The sequence below is a fragment of the Shinella sp. S4-D37 genome, from assembly GCF_040812195.1.
Lineage (GTDB): Bacteria > Pseudomonadota > Alphaproteobacteria > Rhizobiales > Rhizobiaceae > Shinella.
In genome coordinates this window covers 312105-333532 of sequence record NZ_JBFNXL010000003.1, presented here as the reverse complement: position 1 = coordinate 333532, position 21428 = coordinate 312105, and the positions used below count along the sequence as shown (strand labels likewise).

21 protein-coding genes and 4 pseudogenes are annotated in these 21428 nt (G+C 59.7%); 8 read left to right on the top strand and 17 right to left on the bottom strand.

The features are described 5' to 3' along the window. Positions 1-40: 40 nt before the first annotated feature. The 4 genes and pseudogenes from AB3G45_RS05565 to AB3G45_RS05550 form a co-directional block, all read right to left on the bottom strand. Positions 41-827: pseudogene (locus AB3G45_RS05565) on the bottom strand (IS630 family transposase); the annotation flags it as partial. A gap of 210 nt (positions 828-1037) precedes the next feature. Next, positions 1038-2039, bottom strand: a complete 1002-nt coding sequence (locus tag AB3G45_RS05560) for an ABC transporter substrate-binding protein (RefSeq protein ID WP_367829621.1) — start codon at positions 2037-2039, stop codon at positions 1038-1040. A gap of 67 nt (positions 2040-2106) precedes the next feature. Further along, positions 2107-2907, bottom strand: a complete 801-nt coding sequence (locus tag AB3G45_RS05555; protein ID WP_367829620.1) for a pyrroline-5-carboxylate reductase family protein — start codon at positions 2905-2907, stop codon at positions 2107-2109. Positions 2908-2912: 5 nt separating this feature from the next. Then, positions 2913-3542 carry a TetR/AcrR family transcriptional regulator gene (locus AB3G45_RS05550; RefSeq protein WP_367829619.1) on the bottom strand — a complete coding sequence of 210 codons (630 nt, stop codon included), beginning with the start codon at positions 3540-3542 and terminating at the stop codon, positions 2913-2915. A 145-nt stretch (positions 3543-3687) separates the two neighbouring features. On the opposite strand from AB3G45_RS05550, the gene AB3G45_RS05545 reads away from it, so the two are divergent. From AB3G45_RS05545 to AB3G45_RS05525, 5 genes and pseudogenes are all read left to right on the top strand, one after another. Next, on the top strand, positions 3688-5724 hold the full coding sequence (locus tag AB3G45_RS05545; protein WP_367829618.1) for an FAD-dependent oxidoreductase: 2037 nt from the start codon (positions 3688-3690) through the stop codon (positions 5722-5724). Between the two features lie 44 nt (positions 5725-5768). Next, a pseudogene (locus AB3G45_RS05540) lies at positions 5769-6024 on the top strand (electron transfer flavoprotein subunit beta/FixA family protein); the annotation flags it as partial. 56 nt (positions 6025-6080) lie between these two features. After that, the gene (locus AB3G45_RS05535; protein WP_367829617.1) at positions 6081-7010 is read left to right on the top strand and encodes an electron transfer flavoprotein subunit alpha/FixB family protein; all 930 of its coding nucleotides are present in this window, start codon (positions 6081-6083) and stop codon (positions 7008-7010) included. 202 nt (positions 7011-7212) lie between these two features. Then, a pseudogene (purU, locus tag AB3G45_RS05530) lies at positions 7213-7419 on the top strand (formyltetrahydrofolate deformylase); the annotation flags it as partial. Positions 7420-7422: 3 nt separating this feature from the next. Continuing rightward, positions 7423-7530, top strand: a pseudogene (locus AB3G45_RS05525) (bifunctional methylenetetrahydrofolate dehydrogenase/methenyltetrahydrofolate cyclohydrolase); the annotation flags it as partial. 29 nt (positions 7531-7559) lie between these two features. Here the strand turns inward: AB3G45_RS05525 and AB3G45_RS05520 are convergent. The 9 genes from AB3G45_RS05520 to AB3G45_RS05480 form a co-directional block, all read right to left on the bottom strand. Continuing rightward, positions 7560-8288: an SDR family oxidoreductase gene (locus AB3G45_RS05520; RefSeq protein ID WP_367829616.1), complete on the bottom strand. Its 729-nt coding sequence runs from the start codon at positions 8286-8288 to the stop codon at positions 7560-7562. 23 nt (positions 8289-8311) lie between these two features. Continuing rightward, complete coding sequence (locus tag AB3G45_RS05515) at positions 8312-9040, bottom strand: SDR family oxidoreductase (RefSeq protein WP_367829615.1); 729 nt, start codon at positions 9038-9040, stop codon at positions 8312-8314. A 25-nt stretch (positions 9041-9065) separates the two neighbouring features. Next, entirely contained in the window at positions 9066-10136 is a 1071-nt protein-coding gene (locus tag AB3G45_RS05510; protein WP_367829614.1) for an ABC transporter ATP-binding protein, read from the bottom strand. A gap of 66 nt (positions 10137-10202) precedes the next feature. Continuing rightward, on the bottom strand, positions 10203-10973 hold the full coding sequence (locus AB3G45_RS05505) for an SDR family NAD(P)-dependent oxidoreductase (RefSeq protein ID WP_367829613.1): 771 nt from the start codon (positions 10971-10973) through the stop codon (positions 10203-10205). Position 10974: 1 nt separating this feature from the next. Then, positions 10975-12015, bottom strand: a complete 1041-nt coding sequence (locus tag AB3G45_RS05500) for an NAD(P)-dependent alcohol dehydrogenase (RefSeq protein WP_367829612.1) — start codon at positions 12013-12015, stop codon at positions 10975-10977. Between the two features lie 4 nt (positions 12016-12019). Continuing rightward, positions 12020-12217 (bottom strand): DUF2160 family membrane protein, encoded by a 198-nt coding sequence (locus tag AB3G45_RS05495; RefSeq protein ID WP_367829865.1) that lies wholly within the window; start codon positions 12215-12217, stop codon positions 12020-12022. 4 nt (positions 12218-12221) lie between these two features. After that, the gene (locus AB3G45_RS05490) at positions 12222-13055 is read right to left on the bottom strand and encodes a carbohydrate ABC transporter permease (protein WP_367829611.1); all 834 of its coding nucleotides are present in this window, start codon (positions 13053-13055) and stop codon (positions 12222-12224) included. After that, positions 13052-13930: a carbohydrate ABC transporter permease gene (locus AB3G45_RS05485; protein WP_367829610.1), complete on the bottom strand. Its 879-nt coding sequence runs from the start codon at positions 13928-13930 to the stop codon at positions 13052-13054. Before AB3G45_RS05485 ends, AB3G45_RS05490 begins: the two co-directional genes overlap by 4 nt. A gap of 135 nt (positions 13931-14065) precedes the next feature. Beyond that, positions 14066-15496: an extracellular solute-binding protein gene (locus tag AB3G45_RS05480; RefSeq protein WP_367829609.1), complete on the bottom strand. Its 1431-nt coding sequence runs from the start codon at positions 15494-15496 to the stop codon at positions 14066-14068. A 243-nt stretch (positions 15497-15739) separates the two neighbouring features. Here AB3G45_RS05480 and AB3G45_RS05475 point away from each other — a divergent pair, with 243 nt between their 5' ends. Next, on the top strand, positions 15740-16636 hold the full coding sequence (locus AB3G45_RS05475) for a helix-turn-helix domain-containing protein (RefSeq protein WP_367829608.1): 897 nt from the start codon (positions 15740-15742) through the stop codon (positions 16634-16636). A gap of 249 nt (positions 16637-16885) precedes the next feature. Next, on the top strand, positions 16886-17113 hold the full coding sequence (locus tag AB3G45_RS05470) for a hypothetical protein (protein WP_367829607.1): 228 nt from the start codon (positions 16886-16888) through the stop codon (positions 17111-17113). Positions 17114-17341: 228 nt separating this feature from the next. On the opposite strand, the gene AB3G45_RS05465 is transcribed toward AB3G45_RS05470, so the two are convergent. From AB3G45_RS05465 to AB3G45_RS05450, 4 genes are read right to left on the bottom strand one after another with little or no spacing between them, the layout of a single operon-like run. Continuing rightward, positions 17342-18139 (bottom strand): transporter substrate-binding domain-containing protein, encoded by a 798-nt coding sequence (locus AB3G45_RS05465; RefSeq protein WP_367829606.1) that lies wholly within the window; start codon positions 18137-18139, stop codon positions 17342-17344. A 21-nt stretch (positions 18140-18160) separates the two neighbouring features. Beyond that, entirely contained in the window at positions 18161-18886 is a 726-nt protein-coding gene (locus AB3G45_RS05460; protein WP_367829605.1) for an amino acid ABC transporter ATP-binding protein, read from the bottom strand. Next, on the bottom strand, positions 18864-19511 hold the full coding sequence (locus AB3G45_RS05455) for an amino acid ABC transporter permease (protein WP_367829604.1): 648 nt from the start codon (positions 19509-19511) through the stop codon (positions 18864-18866). Before AB3G45_RS05455 ends, AB3G45_RS05460 begins: the two co-directional genes overlap by 23 nt. Next, positions 19511-20197, bottom strand: coding sequence for an amino acid ABC transporter permease (locus AB3G45_RS05450; RefSeq protein ID WP_367829603.1), 687 nt, complete (start codon positions 20195-20197; stop codon positions 19511-19513). Before AB3G45_RS05450 ends, AB3G45_RS05455 begins: the two co-directional genes overlap by 1 nt. A gap of 531 nt (positions 20198-20728) precedes the next feature. Here AB3G45_RS05450 and AB3G45_RS05445 point away from each other — a divergent pair. Continuing rightward, on the top strand, positions 20729-21391 hold the full coding sequence (locus tag AB3G45_RS05445; protein WP_367829602.1) for a hypothetical protein: 663 nt from the start codon (positions 20729-20731) through the stop codon (positions 21389-21391). Positions 21392-21428 lie beyond the last annotated feature (37 nt).

Here is a 21428-nt window from a genome sequence, read left to right as displayed (position 1 = left end):
CTGTATAGTCCCGGGAATTGATGGGTTGGATCGAGATTGAACTGTAGGGCGGCAGGAAGAGGAACCATGCGCCGTGATCCTGCAGGATTTCGGCGGCCTTCTTGCTTTTGTGGACGGCGAGGTTGTCGAGGATGACGACATCGCCGCGCGACAGGGTGGGGGCGAGCTGGGTCTCAATATAGGTGTCGAGGCGGTGCGGTTCATGGGTCGGTTGATGATCCATGGCGCGGTCAGCTCGAAGCAGCGAAGCCCGGCGATGAAGGTCTGCGTTCCCCAATGGCCGAAGGGTGCGTCCATGGTCAATCGCTCACCGCGCGGGGAGCGGCCGCGAAGACGCACCATCTTCGTATTTACGGAAGTTTCGTCGATAAAGACAAGGCGATGTGGCTCCAGCCGCATGCGTGGCGGACGCTTTGCGATCCAAACGTCACGATCCAGCCGCACCGTTGCGCGTGCGCGTTCCGACGCCATCAGCGCTTTTTTTTATATGTGAACCCTTCCGCCACCAGCACCCGTGATAAGGACGAAGGCGGAACTCGAACACCATGTGTCTTGTCGAGCTTGTCGGCCAGTTCCGGCATGGTGATGTCGGGTGTGGCTTCGACCTGGGCGATCAGAAAGGCCCGATAGGCCGCAAGCTTGCCACGGCCGGGCGGACGCCCCTGGCGGGGAGGCGAAACCGTGCCCGCCTTGCGGCGGCGCTGCATAACGCGGATCGCCGTGCTGGCGCCAATGGCGAAACGAAGCGCCGCAGACCGGCAGGAGTGTCCTGCCTCAACCATTGCCACAACCCGTTCGCGAATATCCAGTGAATGTGATTTGCCCATGAAACACCTCCACTCAGAAGGGAATCACGAAAACCATCGTCAATGACCTTCTTCAGATCCCGAAGGGCATTGTCGTCCATGTGCGGAAACTTGTAAAACCAGTCTATCCCGTTCCCCTTGTTGAAAGAGCCTATCCGTTGTTCTTGTTATTTCGGCAAGGTGGGCGCGGTGCGCGCGACGCGCACACCGCACCGGTACTGGCGATGCCGCTTAGAGGGCAGCCTCGATCTTTTCGGCGGCTTCTGGCGAGACCCAGGCCTTCCAGATGTCCTTGTTCTCTTCGAGGAAGTGCTTCGCGCCCAGTTCACCGGTTGCCTGGTTGTCGGTCATCCAGGCCATCAGCTTGCTGATCGTGCCGTTGCTGAAGGAGCGCTTGTTCAGATAGTCCATGACCTCCGGGCCGACCCGCTCGGAGAAGGGCTTGGCGACCAGCGTCACGATCGTGTCGACCGGCCAGGCGCTGGGCTTCGGGTCCGGGCAATCCGCAACGGTATTGCACCGCTTCCATTCCGCTTCGTTATATGCAACGCCCGCTTCCAGCTGCACCATCTCGTATTTGCCGAGAAGGGCCGTCGGCGCCCAGTAGTAGCCCACCCAAGCCTGCTGGCGTTCGTAGGCCTTGGAGATCGAACCGTCGAGGCCGGCGGCGGAGCCGGTGTCGACCAGCGTCCAGCCAGCCTTGTCCGCTTCGAAAGCCTTGTAGAGCTGCGTGGTCACGACTGTCCCACCCCAGCCTTGCGGGCCGTTGTAGATCGCGCCCTTGCTCGGATCTTCCGGATCGGGAAAGAGATCGGGATGCTTTAGCAGATCAGCAATGGTCTTGATGTCAGGGTGGGCTTCCGCGAAATACTTCGGGATCCACCAGCCCTGAATACCGCCATCTGGCAGCGGCGAGCCGACCTGGACGATACGGCCTTCGTCCGTCCCCTTCTTCACGACATCCGGCAGGAGGTCGATCCAGGCTTCCGGCGCGATGTCCGGCTGGCCCTTTTCCGCCATGGAGGTGATGGTCGGCACGGTGTCGCCGATGGTGATCTCGGCGTTGCAGCCATAGCCCTCGTTGAGGATGATCTTGTCGAGATTGGAGATCACTTCTGCGCTCTGCCAGTTCATGCTGGCAATGGTAAGGTCTCCGCAGTCTGCGGCGTGCGCGAAAGATGAGGCGGCGAGAGTGCCAAAGATAAGGCATGTCGATGCAAGCAGGCTCTTCATTATCTGTTCCCTCTATTGTGCGGCCTATGTTCTCAGGCAGGTCGCCGCGAAGCCCGCCCTGACGGAGCTAGGAGGTCTCCCCCATGCTTACCGATTTCTTGAAGGCCGCGGTCATGCCGCGCGCTACGGCCTCGCCAAAACCCGCCACCATCATCTCCTCGATCGCGGCCGCCGTGGTGCCGCGATAATCGAGGAAGGTCCGGACCGTTTCGGTGGGACAGTCATCGCGTTGTTCCAGCAGCCGGCCAGCGCCGACAAGCAGCGTATTTACGGCCCGCCGGGCAACCCGGTGATCCAGGCCGTGGGCGATCGCATCCGCCATCATTGCTTCGGCAAGCAGCGCGGGAAAGGCCGGACCAGAACCGGTGAGGCCGGTCAGGTAGTCGATTTCCGTTTCCGACCGGACCTCGTCCTGAATGCCGCAGGCATCGAAGATCGCCCGCACGACGGCACGGTCTTCTTCGTTGAGATTGCTGCTGGCGATCCAGGGCGTATAGGATTTGCGAACTTCCGCCGCGGCATTCGGCAGGGTGCGCACGGCTTTGCGGGTGCGGTGCCGTTCGCACAGCGCGGAAAGACGGATGCCGGCCATGACGGATACAACGAGCTTGCCTTCGGCATCGACCTCAAGGCTGGCCCAGTCGGCCGGACGGACGGAGAGAACGATGACATCCGAGCGGTCGGCGAGGGCCTGGTTGTCCGCTGTCCAGAAAGCGTCGGGGAAACGATCCGGGCGGGTGCTGCGATAGGAAAGCCCAAGGTCTCGAGGATCGGCGATGCCTGCGTCCAGCACGGCGGCGGCGATTGCCCCGCCCAGCCAGCCGGCTCCCCCGATCACGCCAATCCTCAAACTCTTGCCCGCTTCCACGTTTTCTACTCCGGTTTGTAGCCATGCCTTGCGAAGAACCGGTCGAGTTCGCGCTGCTGCGGAACCTCTCCGGTGTAGATCGCGATGTAATCCGGGATTCGCTTCATGCGCAGCGCGATGTCTTCGCTCGCCTGCATCGAGATGTAGCCGATCTGCACGAGGTAGGTGGTTCGCGCACGAACGTCGGCGGGGCCTTCCTCGTAGCCGAACCGCATGAACATGCGCCTCAGGGCCTCCATCCGGATCTGGTCCGCGCGCTGGACCTCTTCGAGAATCTCGGGAGCCTGAAGGGCCCAGCTTCGTACGGCGAATTCGAACTGGGAATCGAAGAGTTCCTTGTTGAGCCAGCAGTCGAAGACGTTCAGCATCGCTTCGGCCAGCGATTCCGCATAGGCTTCCGACTGCTTGACGATGCTGCCGGTGTTCTTGTCGCGCCACCGGGCGACCAGGCCGCTCAACAATTCCTCCCGATCCTTGAAGAACCAATAGAAGCTGGTGCGCGACAGATTGAGCCGCTTGGCGAGCGGCAGGATCTTCACGGAATCGACCCCCGATTCCAGAAGGGAGGTGTAGGCAGCTTCCAACCAACCCTCCTGCGATCCTCGCCAGCCGCTGTCGCTCGTCGCCTGTTCCATGAATGCCTCCTAGCAAAGGATGAAAGCCGATGCAAGAAAAATGTACATGAGTGTCAGAATGAAGAGCCGAACTGTTTTCTCAGTTGACACATATGTACATTCAAGCGTAGCGTCGGTCCGTTGTTTCTAATCTGGAGCCCGTCGCATGTCGAACGATCCTCTGCTTCAGCCCTATCAGCTCAAGCACCTTACCTTGCGAAACCGCATCATCGTGACGTCGCATGAGCCGGCCTATCCGGAGGACGGCATGCCGAAGGGGCGCTACCGGGCCTACACGCTGGAGCGGGCCAGGGGCGGGGTGGCGCTGACGATGACGGCGGGCTCGGCCGCCGTCTCCAAGGACAGCCCGCCGGTCTTCAACAACCTGCTCGCCTACAAGGACGAGATCGTCCCGTGGATCCGGGAGATGACGGACGCCGTGCACGAGGAGGGGGCGGCGATCATGATCCAGCTCACCCATCTCGGCCGCCGCACGCGCTGGGACAAGGGCGACTGGCTGCCCGTCGTCGCGCCGTCGCATCACCGCGAGGCGGCGCACCGCGCCTTTCCCAAGAAGATGGAAGACTGGGATATCGAGCGCGTCATCAAGGATTTCGCCGATGCGGCCGAGCGCATGAAGGCCGGCGGCATGGACGGCGTCGAACTGGAGGCCTACGGCCACCTGATCGACCAGTTCACCTCGCCGCTGACCAACGAGCTCGACGGCCCCTATGGCGGCTCGCTCGACAATCGCATGCGCTTCTGTTTCGACGTGTTCAGGGCGATGCGCGAGCGGGTCGGCGACGACTTCATCCTCGGCGTGCGCTACACGGCCGACGAATGTCTTCCCGGCGGCACGGGCAAGGCCGAAGGCCTTGAGATCTCGCGCCGTCTCAAGGATAGCGGCCTCATCGACTATCTCAACGTCATCCGCGGCCATATCGATACGGATCCCGGCCTGACCGACGTCATCCCGATCCAGGGCATGGCGAACGCGCCGCATCTCGACTTCGCCGGCGAGATCCGCGCGGCGACCAGGTTCCCGACCTTCCATGCCGCCAAGATCCCGGATGTCGCGACGGCCCGCCATGCGATCGCCGCCGGCAAGGTCGACATGGTGGGCATGACCCGCGCCCACATGACCGACCCGCATATCGTGCGCAAGATCATCGAGAAGCGCGAGGACGATATCCGCCCCTGCGTCGGCGCCAACTACTGTCTCGACCGCATCTACCAGGGCGGCCTTGCCTTCTGCATCCACAATGCGGCGACGGGCCGCGAGGAGACGATGCCGCACAGGATCGCCAAGGCGGACATGCGCCGGAAGGTGGCGATCGTCGGCGCCGGCCCGGCCGGTCTGGAGGCGGCGCGCGTTGCGGCCGAGCGCGGCCACGAGGTGGTCGTCTTCGAGGCGGCGAACGTTCCCGGCGGCCAGATCCGCCTGACGGCGCAGAGCGAGCGCCGGCGCGAGATGATCAGCATCATCGACTGGCGCATGAGCCAGTGCGAGAAGCTGGGCGTCACCTTCCACTTCAACACCTGGGCGGAGGCCGATACGATCACGGCGGAAAACCCTGACGTCGTGATCGTCGCGACGGGGGGCCTGCCGCATACGGAGGTGCTGACGAAGGGCAACGAGCTGGTCGTCTCCTCCTGGGACATCATCTCCGGCGACGTGAAGCCGGGAACGAACGTGCTCGTCTACGACGATGCGGGCGACCATGCCGGCCTGCAGGCCGCCGAGTTCATCGCCAGGGCGGGCGGCAAGGTCGAGATCATGACGCCGGACCGGTCCTTCGCGCCCGAGGTCATGGCGATGAACCTCGTGCCCTATATGCGCTCGCTGCAGAAGCTCGATACGACCTTCACGGTGACATACCGGCTGGAGGCGGCGGAACGGAGCGGCAATCAGATCATCGCCCATGTCGGCAGCGACTACGGCGGCGTCAGCAAGCGGCGCACGGTTGACCAGATCGTCGTCAACCACGGCACCGTTCCGCTGGACGATCTCTATTTCGAGCTGAAGCCCGGTTCGACGAACCTCGGTGCGGTCTCCTATGACGAGTTGCTGGCCGGCGCGCCGCAGACGGTCGAGCGCAATCAGGAGGGCACCTACCAGCTCTTCCGGATCGGCGACGCGGTGGCCGCCCGCAACACGCATGCCGCGATCTACGACGCTCTGCGCCTCGCCAAGGACATTTGATGACGAGAGCGGGCGGCGCTGGCCGGCCGTGGGAGGAAATGACGATGAAAATCCTGGTCCCCGTCAAGCGGGTCGTCGACTACAACGTGAAGATCCGCGTCAAGGCGGACGGCTCGGGCGTCGAGCTTGCGAATGTCAAGATGTCGATGAACCCGTCGACGAGATTTCCGTGGAAGAGGCGCTGCGGCTGAAGAAGCCGGCAAGGCCGAGGAAGTGGTCGTCGTGTCGATCGGCCCGGCCAAGGCAGAAGAGACGCTGCGCACGGCCCTTGCCATGGGCGCCGACCGCGCCGTGCTGGTCGACAAGCTGAAAAACGAAGCCGGCGTGCTCTGAGACCGGAAAGGGAGAACTAAACCATGGCCATTCTTCTTCTGGCAGATCACGACAACGCCACCCTTTCCGACCAGACCACCAAGGCGCTGACGGCGGCAAGCAAGATCGGTTCGGACGTGCATGTGCTCGTCGCCGGCAGCAATGCGAAGGCCGCCGCCGAGCAGGCGGCAAAGCTCTCCGGCGTGACGAAGGTCCTCGTCGCCGACGACCAAAACCTTGCCAACAACCTCGCCGAACCGCTGGCAGCGCTCATCGTCTCACTGGCCGCCAGCTATGACGCCATCGTCTCGGCGGCGACCTCGGTCGGCAAGAACGTGCTGCCGCGCGTGGCCGCGCTGCTCGACGTCGCGCAGGTCTCGGAAATCGTCGAGGTGGTCTCTTCCGACACGTTCAAGCGTCCGATCTATGCGGGCAATGCCATCCAGACGGTGCAGTCCACCGATGCGAAGAAGGTGATCACCGTCCGCACGGCCTCCTTTGCCGCAGCCGGCGAAGGCGGAAGCGCGGCCATCGAGACCGTCTCGGCCGCAGCAAACCCGGGCCTTTCCACCCACGTCAAGGACGCCCTGTCCTCGTCGGACCGTCCGGAGCTGACGTCTGCCAAGATCATCATCTCGGGTGGTCGTGCGCTTGGTTCGTCGGAGAAGTTCCAGGAAGTGATCCTCCCGGTCGCCGACAAGCTCGGTGCAGCGGTTGGCGCAAGCCGTGCGGCCGTCGATGCCGGCTATGCGCCGAACGACTGGCAGGTCGGGCAGACGGGCAAGGTGGTCGCGCCGCAGCTTTACATCGCCTGCGGCATCTCCGGTGCGATCCAGCACCTTGCCGGCATGAAGGACTCGAAGGTGATCGTTGCGATCAACAAGGACGAGGAGGCGCCGATCTTCCAGGTCGCCGACTACGGCCTCGTCGGCGATCTCTTCGAGATCCTACCGGAATTGCAGAAGGCCGTATAAGCACGCACCTGCCTGATATTCGCCTCTCAAGCGACGGATGGCGCGGCTCTGAGGGCCGCGCCATTCTTCTGATATTCATGACCTTGGAGACAAACCTCATGAAAAGCCACGCCCTGACCGTATCCTGCCAATCGACCCGCGGCATCGTCGCCGCGATCACTGGATACCTCGCTGAAAAGGGGTGCTACATCTCCGATTCGTCCTGGACGAAGGCCCGATCATCGAGCAGGACGTCGCCCGCATCACGCACGCCCCGTCGGCGGAAGACTATCTCTCGATCGGCCGCGACGTGGAGAGCCAGGTTCTGGCCGTGCACGCCCATATCGACCACCGCACCTTCATTAACGGCAACAAGACCATCGTCTTCCCGCCGAGCCCGGGCTCCTACGCTTCCGAGCGCATGGGCTGATCGATGACGGCGACAGTTATCGAAGGGAAGCTGGTTGCCGCTTCCGTGATTGAGGTCCTGCAGGTGGCCACAACAGCCCTGGAAAAGGACGATGGTGTGAAGCTTGGAATTGAGCTTCCGTAACGATTTGGTGTGATTATCTACACGTCGAAATTCGTCGGCAAGACGATCATGTCCCGAATCGTGACATTTCGCGGGCGGGTCAGCATGAAGATGATGGCATCGGAAACCTCCGAGGGCTCGATCAGACTTCCATCGGCTTTTGCTTTCTCCAGGTTCTCCGCAGGCCAATCCGCAAGCAGAGCGGAAACGACCGGGCCGGGCGAGACCTGGCTGACCCGGATGCCGTGGTTTTTCAACTGCCGGCGCATGATCTGGACGAAACTGGTAATCGCCCATTTGGAGCTGGAATAGACCGGCTCCCACTGAATCGGCGCATGGCCGGCTACGGAGCACGTGACCAGAATGTCCCCGGTCCCGCGCTCGATCATATGCGGAGCGATGTCGCGAACGTTCTTCATGACGACGTTCACGTTGAGATTCAGCATCCGATCCATTGTCGCGGTATCCGTATCGATGAGATTCCCGCCAATGTAGGATCCAGCATTGCAGTGCAGGATGTCGAGGTGACCGACCGTTGCCAGGATTTCCGGCACCATGGCCGCACAACTTGCGGCGTCCAGAAGATCGGTGACATGTGTAACGACAGCGTCGCCGAACTCTGCAGCGTAGGTTTTCAGCGCCTGTCCGTTGTAGTCCACCATCACGACTCTGGCGCCGGCATCGATCAGGGCACGGGTCGTTGCCAGCCCTATACCGGAGGCTGCGCCCGTTACCGCAGCGATCTTTCCTTCGAGTGGTTTGGTCATTTTCTTGTCTCCCCTCTTGATTTTCAGACAGCAAGGAAGCCGCCGTCGACTGGTAGGACTGCGCCACTGATCATGGCCGCGTCCTCTGAAATAAGCAGTGCGATCGAGCGTGCGACATCGTCGACCTCTGCAAAACGCGCCATCGGGTGGCGAACAATCATCGGGTCACGTTTGGAGGGTTCGGACCACGCCCTCGCGGCAAGCTCCGTCATGGTAACGGTCGGTGCCACTGCATTGACCCGGATTCCATAGGCGCCGAGTTCCTTGGCCATGACACGTGTCGCGCCTTCCAGTCCCGCCTTGGAGGCGGCGTAAGCCATGTGATCCACGAAACCACGATGTCCGGCGATCGAAGTCACATTCACGATCGTACCTCCGCCGCCGTTCGAAATGCGAGCCCTCGCGAACTCCTGCGCACAAATCAGCGCGGCCCGCAGGTTTATGCCAAGAACCTGCTCATAGCCCTCCTCCGTCATGTCGAGGACGCTTTCAAGGACGTTGGTTCCTGCGCAATTGATCAGCGCGTCTGCCAATCCCGCTTTCTTCATGGCGGCGCGTGCTGCTACAGTGTCGACGAGATCGACGGGTATGACGGTCGCGCCAAACTCTGCCGCCAGATCATCCAGATCGGTTTGCGAACGCGACAAGGCGATGATCCGAGCGCCGCGGTGGGTGAGCAGATCAACACACGCACGACCGATACCTTTGCCAGCGCCCGTGATGATTACTGTTTTTCCTGTAAAGTCCGACACGGTTGATCCTTCCTATGCCTGCTGCTCAGAACGCGAGCCTTTGGTCGGTTTGCTTGTCGAATACATGAGCTGCGGCAGGGTCGACGTCGAGCCGTATCCTGTCGCCCGGCTTCAACGCGTGGCGCTCGCGAAAGGCGCACAAGACCCGCATGCCCGCCGATTGGGCTGCCACCAGAATTTCCGCCCCCGTCGGCTCGATCAACTCGACAGTCGCCGGTACACCCGCTTCGCCGTTCGACAGAATCCATTGGTCAGGGCGGACCCCGTATATCACCTCCTGGCCGTCACTTGCCCGCGTGCCTTGTGGAAGTGTAAGGGCCGACCCGTCGGCAAGCCGCGCTGCGTTCAGAGGCAGATCAATTTTGGCCGGCAGCATGTTCATCGAAGGCGATCCGATGAAGCCGGCGACGAAGGTATTTGCGGGCTTGTCGTAAAGCTCCAGTGGCGCACCGATCTGCTCCACCTTGCCGTCGCGAAGCACGACGATGCGGTCCGCCATCGTCATGGCTTCTATCTGGTCATGCGTGACATAGACGGACGTCGCGCCGAGGCGCTGGTGAAGAGCCTTGATCTCCGAACGCATGTCCACGCGCAGCGCGGCGTCCAGGTTTGACAGTGGCTCGTCGAAAAAGAACGCCTTCGGGTTGCGAACCATCGCACGCCCCATGGCAACACGCTGCCGTTGGCCTCCGGAGAGCGCTTTCGGGTATCGCTCCAGATAGGGCGTCAGCCGTAATATCTCGGCAGCCTTGTCGACTTGGGCGTTGCGATCAGCAAGATTTTCGCCGCGCAACTTCAGGGCGAAGGCCATGTTCTCCCGAACCGTCATGTGCGGATAGAGCGCGTAGTTCTGGAACACCATCGCCACATCACGGTCCTTGGCTGCGATGTTGTCGACGCGATGTCCGCCAAGCTTGATCGTGCCACCGGTGATCTCTTCGAGACCGGCGAGCGACCGCAACAGCGTGGATTTGCCGCAACCGGACGGACCGACAAGGACGAAAAACTCACCGTCGGCAATATCGAAGGAGATGTTGCGCAATGCGTGATAGGAACCGTAGTGCTTATCGACTTGGTCGAGCTCGATCGTCGCCATGTGTAAATCCTCAGTCAGTTGTCGCGGCGGGGCCGCCAATCATTCGAGACGGGTGCATGGGACCCTTCACCATGTTGTGTATCCTGCGTCCGCAACGACGATGCTGCCCGTCATCAGGCTGGCGGCATCGGAGGCCAGGAACAGGACGACGGACGCAATTTCCTCGACTTCGCCCATGCGCTTCATCGGCGTCATGTACGTCCAGTCCTTGTCCCAGCCGGTCTTCTCGGTCGCGGCCTTCGTCATGTCGGTCGCGATATAGGTCGGCGCGACGGCGTTGACGCGGATGCCGCGCTCGGCCCATTCGGCTGCAAGCGACCTCGTCAGCATGTGAACGGCACCCTTCGAGGCGTTGTAACCGGCCTGCGGTTGCGGCCGGTTGGCAATGATGCCGGAGATCGATCCGATATTGACGATCGAGCCCTTGCCCGCCTTCAGCATCAGGTTTCCGAAAGCGCGATTGCTCCAGAACACGCCGTTGACATTCACGTCTGCGACCCTGAGCCAGTCCGCATCGGACATATCTTCCGCCGGGCTGTACGAAGCGATGCCGGCGTTGGCGATCAGAATGTCCACATGGCCCAGTTTGCTGGCGATCGCCGCGGCGACACGGTCGGTTTCGCCGGAATCGGTCACATCGAGGCGAACGAATTCGACCTTGCGACCCATCGTGGCAAGCTGCGAGACGGCCGACTGACCGAGCACTTCATCACGATCAGTCAGCACGACATGCGCGCCGGCCTCCGACAGGGCATCGGCACAGGCATAGCCGATGTTGCGCCCCGCCCCGGTGACGACTGCGACCCTTCCGCTGAGGTCGAACTTCCGCAGGTACATGCTACCTCCCCAGCTCGATCTGGATCTTCACCGAGGACGGCTTCGGTCGCACGGCGTAGTCGAACGCTTCGACGGAATCCTCAAAGGCGTAGGTGTCTGTGATCAAGGCATCTACATTGATCTGGTTCGATCCCAAGAGCGCGACTATACGCGGGTAGACATGGGCGTAGCGGAACACATGTTCGATGCGCAGTTCCTTCGTCTGGGCGATGACGACATCAAGCGGGACCGGCTTCAGGGGCATACCGACAAGGACGACGGAGCCGCCGGGGCAACCATGATTGACCGTGTCTGCGATCACGTCGGCCGCGCCGGAACATTCGAAGACGACGTCGACGCCCCAGCCATCGGTCTCGCGGGCTATGACGCTCCTCAGATCCTGCGAGCGGACATTGACCGCTATGACGGCAGGTCCAAGCTCGTGCGCCACGGCAAGCTTTTCGTCGACAACGTCGGTGACGATAACTTTGGCGCAGCCGGCCGAACGCGCCGCGATCGCGGTCACCATGCCGATCGGTCCGGCCCCTGTGACCAGCGCGATCGCACCGGGCGTCAGCCTCGCCTTGGAGATCGCGTGAAAGCCTACAGCCAACGGCTCGACCATGGCGCCAGCGGCGTAGGAGACATTGTCCGGGAGCTTAAAGGTGAAGGCCGCCGGATGGACGACGCTCGGTCTCATTACGCCATGCACGGGCGGCGTCGCCCAGAAGCGCACCGCGGGATCGAGATTGTAGAGACCCAGCCGAGACGCGCGACTTTGAGGGTCGGGAATCCCGGGCTCCATGCAAACGCGGTCGCCCACTTTCAGGTTCTGGACCGCACTGCCGACCTCTTCGATGACGCCGGCGGCTTCGTGGCCGAGGATCATCGGCTCGCGCACGACGAAAGGCCCGATCGCGCCGTGCGTGTAGTAGTGAACATCCGATCCGCAGACGCCAACGGTCTTGATGGCGATGCGCACGTCGGTGGGACCCATCGCCTCTTTGGGGTCCAGGTCGCGAATGCGCAGTTCGTCCTTACGTTCGAGAACGAGTGATCTCATGTCTTCAGCCCTTGCGGATAATGAACACGGCCAGCGCCAGGCAGAGCCCTGTCGCCACCCATAGGGGCAACACGCCCTCCAGAAAGCGCATCCACAGAAGATGCACCAGGATCAGGATCACGACCGAGATGAAGCCCCGGTCGAAGCCGTTGGTTCGGATCGGCAGGAATCCGCCGTTTTTTTTGCGTTGAACATCAGCCATCATCTCACCCTTTCAGTGCGCCGAACGTGAGGCCGGTCACGATGTGCTTCTGGACGAAGCCGAGCACAACCAGGGCCGGGAGCGTGGTCAGGAACGCCATCGCCGCCATCTCGCCCCAGTTCGTGCCGGTGACCGAAACGTATTCGGCAAGCGCGGTCGTCACGGTTCTGGCGTCAGCCGACGACGTCAGGGTCGCTGCGAACAGGTACTCGTTCCAGGCGAAAATCCAGGTCAGGATGAAGGTGACGGCCAACCCCGGCCGCGCCAGCGGCAGGATGACGTTGGACAGCACCTGGCCGGTTGTCGCACCATCGACCCGTGCCGCTTCGTCAAGCTCCAGCGGAATTCCGTCAAGCATGCCCTTCAGGAGCCAGATGGCGAAGGGCAGGTTGAAAACGCAATAGAGCAGGATCAGGCCGATCTTCGTGTCGAACAGCTTGAAATCGCCGAACACGAACCACTTGGTGAACAGCAGGAAGAGCGGCAGCAGAAATACGGCCGGCGGCGCCATGCGGTTGGTGATCAGCCAGAAGAAGACGTTGTCGCCGCCGCTGATTTTGTAACGGGACAGCCCGAACGCCGCGAGCAGGCCGAGCGCGCAGACCAGCGCCGCGTTCGATGTCGCCACGATCAGCGAATTCCAGAGATACTGCAGGAAGGTAGAGCTGTTCAGCACCGCCAGGAAGTTGTCCCAGTACAGATCGTCGATGAGGAACGACTTCGAATAAAGCTTCACGCGGGGACGCATCGAAACGACCAGCATCCACCATACTGGGAGCAGCGTCAGAATGGTCAGACATATCCAAAGGACGAAAGAGGCGATACCGGAGCGTCTCATTGCGCATCTCCCTTGCGGCCGGTCATGGCGACGAACAGAAGCCAGCTTAGAACGATCGTGACGTAGAGCGTCAGCAGCGACATCGCCGCGCCGTAGCCGTAATCGGTTTTCGGAAAGACGTTGATCCAGATATGAAGGCCGATGAACCGGGTCGCTTCGGCTGGGCCACCTTTGGTCAGCATCCAGATTTCGTCGACCGAGCGCAACGCGTCCATCAGCCGGATGAAGACGGTTGTCAGCAGCACTGGCTTCAACATCGGAACGATCACATACCAGAAAATCTGCAGCTTGTTGCCGCCGTCAATCTGCGCCTGTTCGAGGGGCTCTTTCGGCAGGGCGGTCAGTCCCGCCATGAGCGACAATGTGACGAACGGCGTCCAGTGCCACAGATCCATGATGATCGCCGTGGCGAAGGCGTGATAGGCATTGGTCGAGATGTTGTAGTCGATGCCGAACCACAGTTTCAGGTAATAGGGCACGATCCCGAAGCCCGGAACACAAAGCAGCCGCCAGGTAGCGCCGACTGCGATGGGTGCGACGACGATCGGCAACGTGTGGATCGTGCGGAAGAACTGGCGACCCCACAGGCGGTCTGCCATCAGAGCGCGGGCGAGAACATAGCCGAGCAGCAGTTCGCTCACGACGACGAAGAATGCGAAGACCAGCGTGCGTGTAAGCGAATTCAGGAAGGTCGTGTCAAAAATGAGGCTACGGTAGTTCTGCAGGCCGGCCCAGCGCAGGGTGGGGTCGACTGCGTTGGTGTTCCAGTCGAAAAAGCCGATATAAAGAATGTAGATGAAGGGAATGAACCCGACAACGAGCAGGATTAGCGAAGCTGGTGCTAGAAACAGCCATCCGATGTTGGATTGTCTCATCTTACACTCCGTGAGATCGTCCTTGAGTCTTCTTCGCAAGACTATCGCTCTCGCGAGCGGCCCCGCAACGCGCAGTCCGGAAAACGGCGGCCGCCTTGCTGAAGGCGACCGCCAACCGCCGGGAGGTGCGGTCTTTTAATTGCGGTAGCCGAGCTTCACGAGTTCCGCTTCGGCTGCGGTGGCAGCCTGGTCCAGCGCATCGTCCGGCTTGATCTCGCCGATGATCGCTTTGTAGATGAACGGCGCGACCACCTGCAGAACCTGCGAGTGGAACGGGAACGGCGGAGCGCCGGCGAACAGCTTTCCGTCGTCATGCATCAACGTGTAGTAGCCGTTCATCTTCTCGTCCTGATCGACGATCTTGGGATCCTCGTAGGTCGAGTTCATGACGATGCGGGAGCCGGCCAGTGCCCAGTCGGTCTGGACTGAGGCCTGCCCGATGTATTGCAGGAACAGCAGCGACGCGTCCTTGTTCTTGGACGAATGCGGGATGCCGAACGCGCCACCATCATAGTAGCCGATGTATCCCTTGCCGGATTCGGCTGTTTCCATGACGCCCGCCTCGACCGGAGGCAGTGCTACTCCCACCTTGCCGACGACGGTCGACTTGCTTTCGTCCGTCGCGATCCAGGCAGCGTTTTCACCATAGACGAGCCCTTGGGCAGCGCGGCCGGCGGCAAATGTGCCGGCAACCTCGTCCCAGGTGGACGACGTCGATTCCGGCGGCGCGTATTTCAGCAGGCCCACCCAGTAGTTGAGCGCCTTCTTCGCGGCGGCGGAGTTCATCTGGCCGCCATTGGCTTCAGTCGCCGCGAAGGTCGTGCCGTCGATGCCCCAGTTGTACACGCCGAAGGTCGGCGCGATAGACTCGAAGAATTCGTAGAAGGCGGCAGGGTGGCTCGACGAAGCCTGGACGGTGGTTCCCCAGAGTTCCTTGTCTGCGCCGTATTCGGTGAAGAACTTAGCGATCTGGGCATACTCGTCATGCGTCGTTGCGGGCTTTAGATCCGCACCGGTCGCATCCTTGTAGGCTTTCTGGATCGCCGGATCATCGAAAAGATCCTTGCGGTAGAGGTACGGCTTGATGAACGCTTCCATCGGGACGCCCATGACGTTGCCCGATTTCGGATCCTTGAAATAGTTCAGGAAGGTGGTGAAATTCTCCGGCTTGAAGTCCGGCGAAGCGATCGTTGCATTATCGGCGAGCGACTTGGTGATATCGACCAGGAAGTTGCGGGCCAGATACGTATATACGATGTCCTGCTCGATATAGACGAAGTCATAGATGCCGGTATTGGCCTCCATATCCTTGATCGCCTTGTCGTACATCTGGTCCCAGGATGTCGCCTCGAATTCGACCTTGATGCCGGTCTCCTCGGTAAATTTCGGACCGAGGACTTGCTCGACATACTTCGACGCTGGGGTCGATTCCGAAATACCCCGTATGGTCGCGCCCTGATAAGGCTGGGCGGCTGTTTTCCACCAGGAATCCTCAGCGAGAGCGGTCGAGCTCCAAAGGCCAAGCGAGATGAAGCCGACGCCTACGGCTTTGACGAAACTGTTCATTGTTCTCCTCCTTTTGGATCGTAAAATCGGTCCGGTTGCGCGCTCCAAACTCTCCTCCGACACGCTCAACGGACCTCAATCGTTGTAGAAAGAACTGGTAGACACAAGAGCGGCCGTTGCGCGATACTGATACTCTCATGCGCGAAATGCCCAAAATACTCATGAAATCTTGTGTGCATCGCACAATGTAATATCGATTGGTGGCGCAACGAGCATGCTGGGAAGCACGGGAGGATGTCTGCAATGTCAGTTATTTCGCCGACGGTCGCGAGATTTGAATATGTCTTGACCGGTGCCGACGAGTCATTCCTGTGGCGCCGCGACGACTATCCGTGGGAACGCAATGTCTGGAATTTCCACCCGGAGGTCGAGATCCACTACATTCCCAACGCCAGCGGCGTCCTGCTTGCAGGTGATCACGTCGGCGCGTTTACGCCGGGCCATATTTCCGTCATCGGCAGTAACCTGCCGCACGACTGGGTGACACCGCTCGGGCCGGATGAGCGCATTCCAGGACGCGACATCGTCATCCAGTTTCTGCCGGCCAAGCTGGAACAGGCTTCGGCGTTCCTGCCGGAACTGGCGGTGCTGCATGACTTTCTCGCCCGCGCGAAGCGGGGGCTATCCTTCAAGGGCCGGACGCGGGAACGGGCGGAGGCGCTGATACTCGACATGGAGTTCCAGACCGGCTCGATGCGGCTTTCGACCTTCCTGTCATTGCTCTCGTTGCTGCGGGACACAGACGAGTTCGATACGCTGTCTTCAGAGGCTTATGTGCCGGACCTGAGCTATGGTTCGCTCGAAGCCCTGCAGCAGGTCTTCGCATATCTCTTTGCCAATCTTTCTGAGGACATCCGGTTGCCGGATATGGCTCGCATGGTCGGCATGAGCGACAGCGCTTTCTCGCGGTTCTTCAAGAAAAACAGCGGCCACAGCTTCACCGACCACGTCAACAAGCTTCGTATTTGGAAGGCGGGCCAGCTATTGAGCGATACCTCTATGCCGATAACGGACATCTGCTTCGAGGTGGGCTATCGCAATCTGTCAAATTTTAACCGGGTGTTTCTCCGCCACCACAATTTAACGCCGACAAGATACCGGAAATTGTCCACCAACCGCAGAACCGTTCCGTTAACCTAGACAGCGACACGCCATATGCCTGCGCGGTTAAATGAATGATACTTCGTGCCGTGGGTAGATGTATTCTCTCGTTGCGCTTCGGTCCGCCTAACAAGGCGAAACCCGATGCGAGCGCGACGATGGCTGCGAAGTCGCGCTTGGTCTTCTCGCCCCGTGGGACGACACTCTTGAAGCGCTTGAGCTTTCCGACCGTCTGCTTGATACGCGCACGCCCCTTGTCGATGGCCTTCGAAGAAGCCTGGCTTTCCCTTGCCGTTAGCGGTTGGCCTTTCTGGCGCAGCCCTTTTCGGCGACGACCGCCCTCGGATCGATATCGGGGCCGAGCCCGAGCAGGATGGTGAAGTGTGGTGCATCGCCTTTTTCTCCACCGGTCAGGTCGAAGGAGATCGGGTGGCCGTCGAAGTCGGTCTTCAGGTGAAATCTGGTGAGAAGCCGCCGCGCGAGCGGCCGAGCGCCCGGCCGTTCTGCCCCTTTTGAATGTGGTTCACTTTGCCTATTGAGAGGAAGTGGTCATGGCACGCTTTGATGTGACGGCGAGGACGGCTGGACGCGATCCCTGCACGCTGACGCCCGAGGCTCGCCCAGCCCGCCAAAAGGCGCCGACAAGGAACTCCTGTCGGCGCCTGCAGGCTTGACCGCGACCGTTCAGATCGGCTGCTCTCAAAGCAGTTTCGACTGGCCGTGCGGCATGGGCGGAGCCCTGGACTATTCAGGCTTCCACTGTGTGACGAATTCAGGCAGGCTGAACGCCTGGTATTCGGAGAAGGCCTTGTCGAGGCTGCCATCGGCAAGGTGAGCCGTAATCCAGTCATCGATCCATTTCTGCATGCTGGCATCCTCTTTTCGCATGCCGATACTCATGGGCAAATCCGAAACGACGAATTTCTGCTCGAAGCCTCTGTCACCGGTTCCCTTGATGATCTCGGGCAGGATTGCGACGTTCTTCGCCACGATGTCAAACTGCCCCGACGTCACAGCGGCGAGAGAGGTGTCTTCGCCATCGAACCGCACGATTTCGGTGCTGGCGGGCGCCAGTGCTGTAAGGCGTTGATCCAGGTATGTTCCGCGGGTGATCGCCACACGCTTGCCGGCCAGATCTTCGAGCGACTTGATGTCCACGCTCTTTGGGGCGGCGATAACGTCGTAACTTCCGCCATAGGGGCGTGACATCGCGACGACCTTCATTCTCTCGGCCGTTCTCGTCAACGAGGAGACCACGATATCCACGCGTCCGGACAAAAGGAACGGAATACGATTTGCGGCGGTAAGCGGAACGATTTCGAGCGATACCTTCAAATCGGCAGCAATCATTTTTGCCACGTTGACATCGGACCCGACGATTTCTCCCGATGTCGGATCACGAAATGCAAATGGTTTTACGCTTTGGTCCATTCCAACCCGTATGCGGCCTGCTTCCTTGACATCGTCAAGAGTATCCGCCCTGGCAAAACCAGCCAGCAGCACCCCTAGCGCGGCAATAGCAATAATACCTGGTAATCTCATAGTTCTTCCTCCCTGTTGAACTTAGATTGCATTAACGAAGTCACGCAATTCCTGCGTATTTGGCGAATCGAGAATATCGGACTTTCCGGACTCGTGAATTTTCCCGTCTTTCATAAAGACTATATTGGTCGCAAGACGGCGGGCGAACTCCATCTCGTGGGTAACGAGGATCATCGTCACGCCGTCGGCTGCCAACAATTCGATCACGCGCAAGACTTCCGAGGTGAGCTGCGGGTCCAGCGCCGACGTCACTTCGTCAAACAGCATCAAGCGCGGGTTCATTGCCAGGCCGCGGGCGATCGCCACGCGTTGCTGCTGCCCCCCGGAGAGCTGCCGAGGGTAGCTCTGACGCTTGTCGAAGAGGCCAACCCGCGTCAATTCCGCGCCGGCGCGATCTTCCGCTTCCCTGTGCTTCATCTTCTTGACGAGGCGCAAGGCAAGGGTTGTATTCTGCATGACCGTCAAATGCGGAAATAGATTGTAGGATTGAAATACGATCCCGACGTCACGCCTTAGTTGCTTCATGTCCACCGTTTCCGAGTGGAGCTCTTGCTCACAGACGGTCAGGCTTCCACTCTGAATTCGCTCAAGGCGATTTATACACCGCAGTAGCGTGGATTTTCCGGATCCCGAATGGCCGATGAGAGTGACGATATCCGCAGGAGATACCGACAAGTCCACGCCCCTCAAGACGTCCAGCGCACCATATCGCTTCCAAAGGTCTTTAGCTTGAACGATTGTTGCCATTGAATGACCTCTCCAGCTTTCTGCTAAGATGTGACAAAGGAAAACAAATGGTGAAGTATAATATCGCTGCTACACCGCACCACTTGAACGATTGGAACGTAGAGTTACTTATTACTTTGGCGTAATATGTTATCTCTGGAACGCCAACAATTAGTGATGCCACTGACGTATTCTTCACAATCTGCACCATGAACCCAACAGTCGGAGGGAGGGAAATGCTAATCGCTTGAGGAAAGATGACCCAATACATCCTTTGAAAGCGATTTAACCCCAAGCATTCGGCAGCCTCCCACTGCTCTTTTTCTATAGACTGAATACACCCGCGCCAAATCTCTCCGAGATATGCGCTGGCGTAGATCGAAAGAGCGGCGACCGCTGCTGAAAACGGCACCACCTCGCCAAGCCCGAGTATGCTCGAGCCGAAGAAGATGGCTCCCATCAACACCAGAAGAGGAATGCCTTGGATCAGCGAGATGTAGACGCGGGACGGGACCTTGAGAGTGCGATTGTCGGATACCCTTAGCAATGCGACAATCAAACCGATAATTCCGCCACCTGCAAAAGCGCAAATGGACAAAAGTAACGTGTTAATCAAGCCGTCGAGCAACAACGTATAAAGATGCATTATCGCGACTCCTCGATAGATAATCCCGCCTTGCCGAACATGAAGGTATATATCGATTGAAATATCAATCTAAACGCCATCGAGAGCATAAGGTAGATAATACCGATTACGATCATTACTTCGAAGTTGCGATATGTTATGCTTTGGATACGATCTGCTGCAGAAAATATCTCATCAACGCCGACGGATGAAAGAAGTGATGATGAAAGCAACAGAAGAACGTACTGACTTGTCAGGGCGGGATAAACCTTTGCCAGCGCCTGCGGTATTATTATATATATGTATATTTGCGGCGTATTTAACGCCAGGCATGTTGCGGCTTCATGCTGGCCTCGATTGATCGCCTCGATCCCCGCCCGGACGATCTCGGTCGTGTAGGCGCCAATGTTGACAGTGAGGACCAGAATCGCGCCGACGTAGATCGGCAGAGGAAATCCCGCGGATGCGCAACCAAATATTACGAAATACGCCTGGATCAGCAACGGCGTGTTGCGGATGACCTCGACATATATTGCGACCGCCGACCGAATTACACGGGGGCCGGCGGTTCTAAGGACGGCGCAAATGCTTCCGAGAAGTATCCCCAGGACCGTCGTGATGAAGGAGATGTAGAGAGTCACGCCAATGCCCTGCTGGATCATTGGCCATTGTTCCGGCAACCATGAAAGATCGAACTGATATTCCAACTATGATCTCTCCCTGGTTAAAGCAGCCTGCATCTGTGCAGCAATAAGGCATGCCATTTCATATTACGAACTTTAAATCCCCGTCAAGCACATTCTCCGGCTGAAAATTTGTTTTTGGTACAGCGCCTGCGTCTTTCCATGCGGAATGAGAGCCGCGCGCCGGACCGGGCCGCGAGAAGCCGTAGGTGGTCAGCGGTGACACGGGCCGCCATATGGGGTGGCGCGCGGTGCATGGAAGGTAGCTGGTCAAAAACCGAATGTAACGTCAACATGTTATCTCGCTTCAGCCCGCGCCGAACGATTGCCGGCTTTGAATTCGGTTGCCTGTAAGGCCTATGCCAATTGCGCTTAAGTGGCGGGCCCCGTTGATGTATTTTGGCCAGCCAGGTCGGAAACGGCCTCCTGAAAGCCAATGTCCGCACGCGCATTCAATCTCCTTTCCGAAATGGCGCCGCCAGGACGTTGACCTCTGGACGGCACAGGGTATCTTTCATATTGCAGGAATTAAAATCACTTTATGGGAATCGCACGATGGGCAAGGGGATCTTGGCAATATGGCACGACGTCGCCGAGCATGCAGTGGCCGAGGTCGGGCATTGGTACAATAGCGAGCACCATCCGGAACGGCTTGCGGTGCCCGGCTTTCTGGCGGCAAGACGACATCGAGCCGTGTCCGAGACGCCGTTGCTGTTCGTTATCTACGACGTGGAAGACGTCGAGGTCCTTGCCTCGAAACCTTATCTCGACCGCGTCAATGCGCCGACGGAGTGGACAAGCCGCTGCATGCCGCACTTTCGCAACAATTCGCGCACTGTTTTCCGCGTTGCCGAGCGCATGGGGCAGGGGGCAGGGGTCCAAGTCGCGACATTGCGCATTGGACGGGAGGCGCAGGACGATGCGCTATTGTCTTCCCGCGTCACGACTTTGATGCGCGAATTCATGACGAAGCCTGGTTCCGTGAGTGCCGAATACTGGCGCGCAGATGCCGCTCGCACCGCCATCCAGACAGAGGAACGCCGGCTCCGGGGCGATCCGGACTTCGTTGAAAACTGCGCGTTGGTTATCACGTCCAGCGATCCGGAACTTGTCGCCGCTTCAGCCAGGAATGCTGCGGCCAGCCTTCTCGACTGGGGGCTGCGAAGCGTCGAGGTGGGGCTCTATGAGATGGAGTTTACCCTTTTTGTTTCGCAATGAGAGTTGACATACTACATAGTGAGATGTATCGATTTGC

Coding starts and splice junctions, on each gene's coding strand:
- AB3G45_RS05520 (WP_367829616.1), bottom strand. CDS start 8,288: ATGACCAAACCACTCGAAGGAAAGATCGCTGCGGTAACGGGCGCAGCC.
- AB3G45_RS05510 (WP_367829614.1), bottom strand. CDS start 10,136: ATGGCGACGATCGAGCTCGACCAAGTCGATAAGCACTACGGTTCCTAT.
- AB3G45_RS05445 (WP_367829602.1), top strand. CDS start 20,729: ATGGGCAAGGGGATCTTGGCAATATGGCACGACGTCGCCGAGCATGCA.
- AB3G45_RS05505 (WP_367829613.1), bottom strand. CDS start 10,973: ATGTACCTGCGGAAGTTCGACCTCAGCGGAAGGGTCGCAGTCGTCACC.
- AB3G45_RS05455 (WP_367829604.1), bottom strand. CDS start 19,511: ATGCATCTTTATACGTTGTTGCTCGACGGCTTGATTAACACGTTACTT.
- AB3G45_RS05475 (WP_367829608.1), top strand. CDS start 15,740: ATGTCAGTTATTTCGCCGACGGTCGCGAGATTTGAATATGTCTTGACC.
- AB3G45_RS05560 (WP_367829621.1), bottom strand. CDS start 2,039: ATGAAGAGCCTGCTTGCATCGACATGCCTTATCTTTGGCACTCTCGCC.
- AB3G45_RS05550 (WP_367829619.1), bottom strand. CDS start 3,542: ATGGAACAGGCGACGAGCGACAGCGGCTGGCGAGGATCGCAGGAGGGT.
- AB3G45_RS05535 (WP_367829617.1), top strand. CDS start 6,081: ATGGCCATTCTTCTTCTGGCAGATCACGACAACGCCACCCTTTCCGAC.
- AB3G45_RS05460 (WP_367829605.1), bottom strand. CDS start 18,886: ATGGCAACAATCGTTCAAGCTAAAGACCTTTGGAAGCGATATGGTGCG.
- AB3G45_RS05500 (WP_367829612.1), bottom strand. CDS start 12,015: ATGAGATCACTCGTTCTCGAACGTAAGGACGAACTGCGCATTCGCGAC.
- AB3G45_RS05485 (WP_367829610.1), bottom strand. CDS start 13,930: ATGAGACAATCCAACATCGGATGGCTGTTTCTAGCACCAGCTTCGCTA.
- AB3G45_RS05545 (WP_367829618.1), top strand. CDS start 3,688: ATGTCGAACGATCCTCTGCTTCAGCCCTATCAGCTCAAGCACCTTACC.
- AB3G45_RS05480 (WP_367829609.1), bottom strand. CDS start 15,496: ATGAACAGTTTCGTCAAAGCCGTAGGCGTCGGCTTCATCTCGCTTGGC.
- AB3G45_RS05495 (WP_367829865.1), bottom strand. CDS start 12,217: ATGGCTGATGTTCAACGCAAAAAAAACGGCGGATTCCTGCCGATCCGA.
- AB3G45_RS05490 (WP_367829611.1), bottom strand. CDS start 13,055: ATGAGACGCTCCGGTATCGCCTCTTTCGTCCTTTGGATATGTCTGACC.
- AB3G45_RS05465 (WP_367829606.1), bottom strand. CDS start 18,139: ATGAGATTACCAGGTATTATTGCTATTGCCGCGCTAGGGGTGCTGCTG.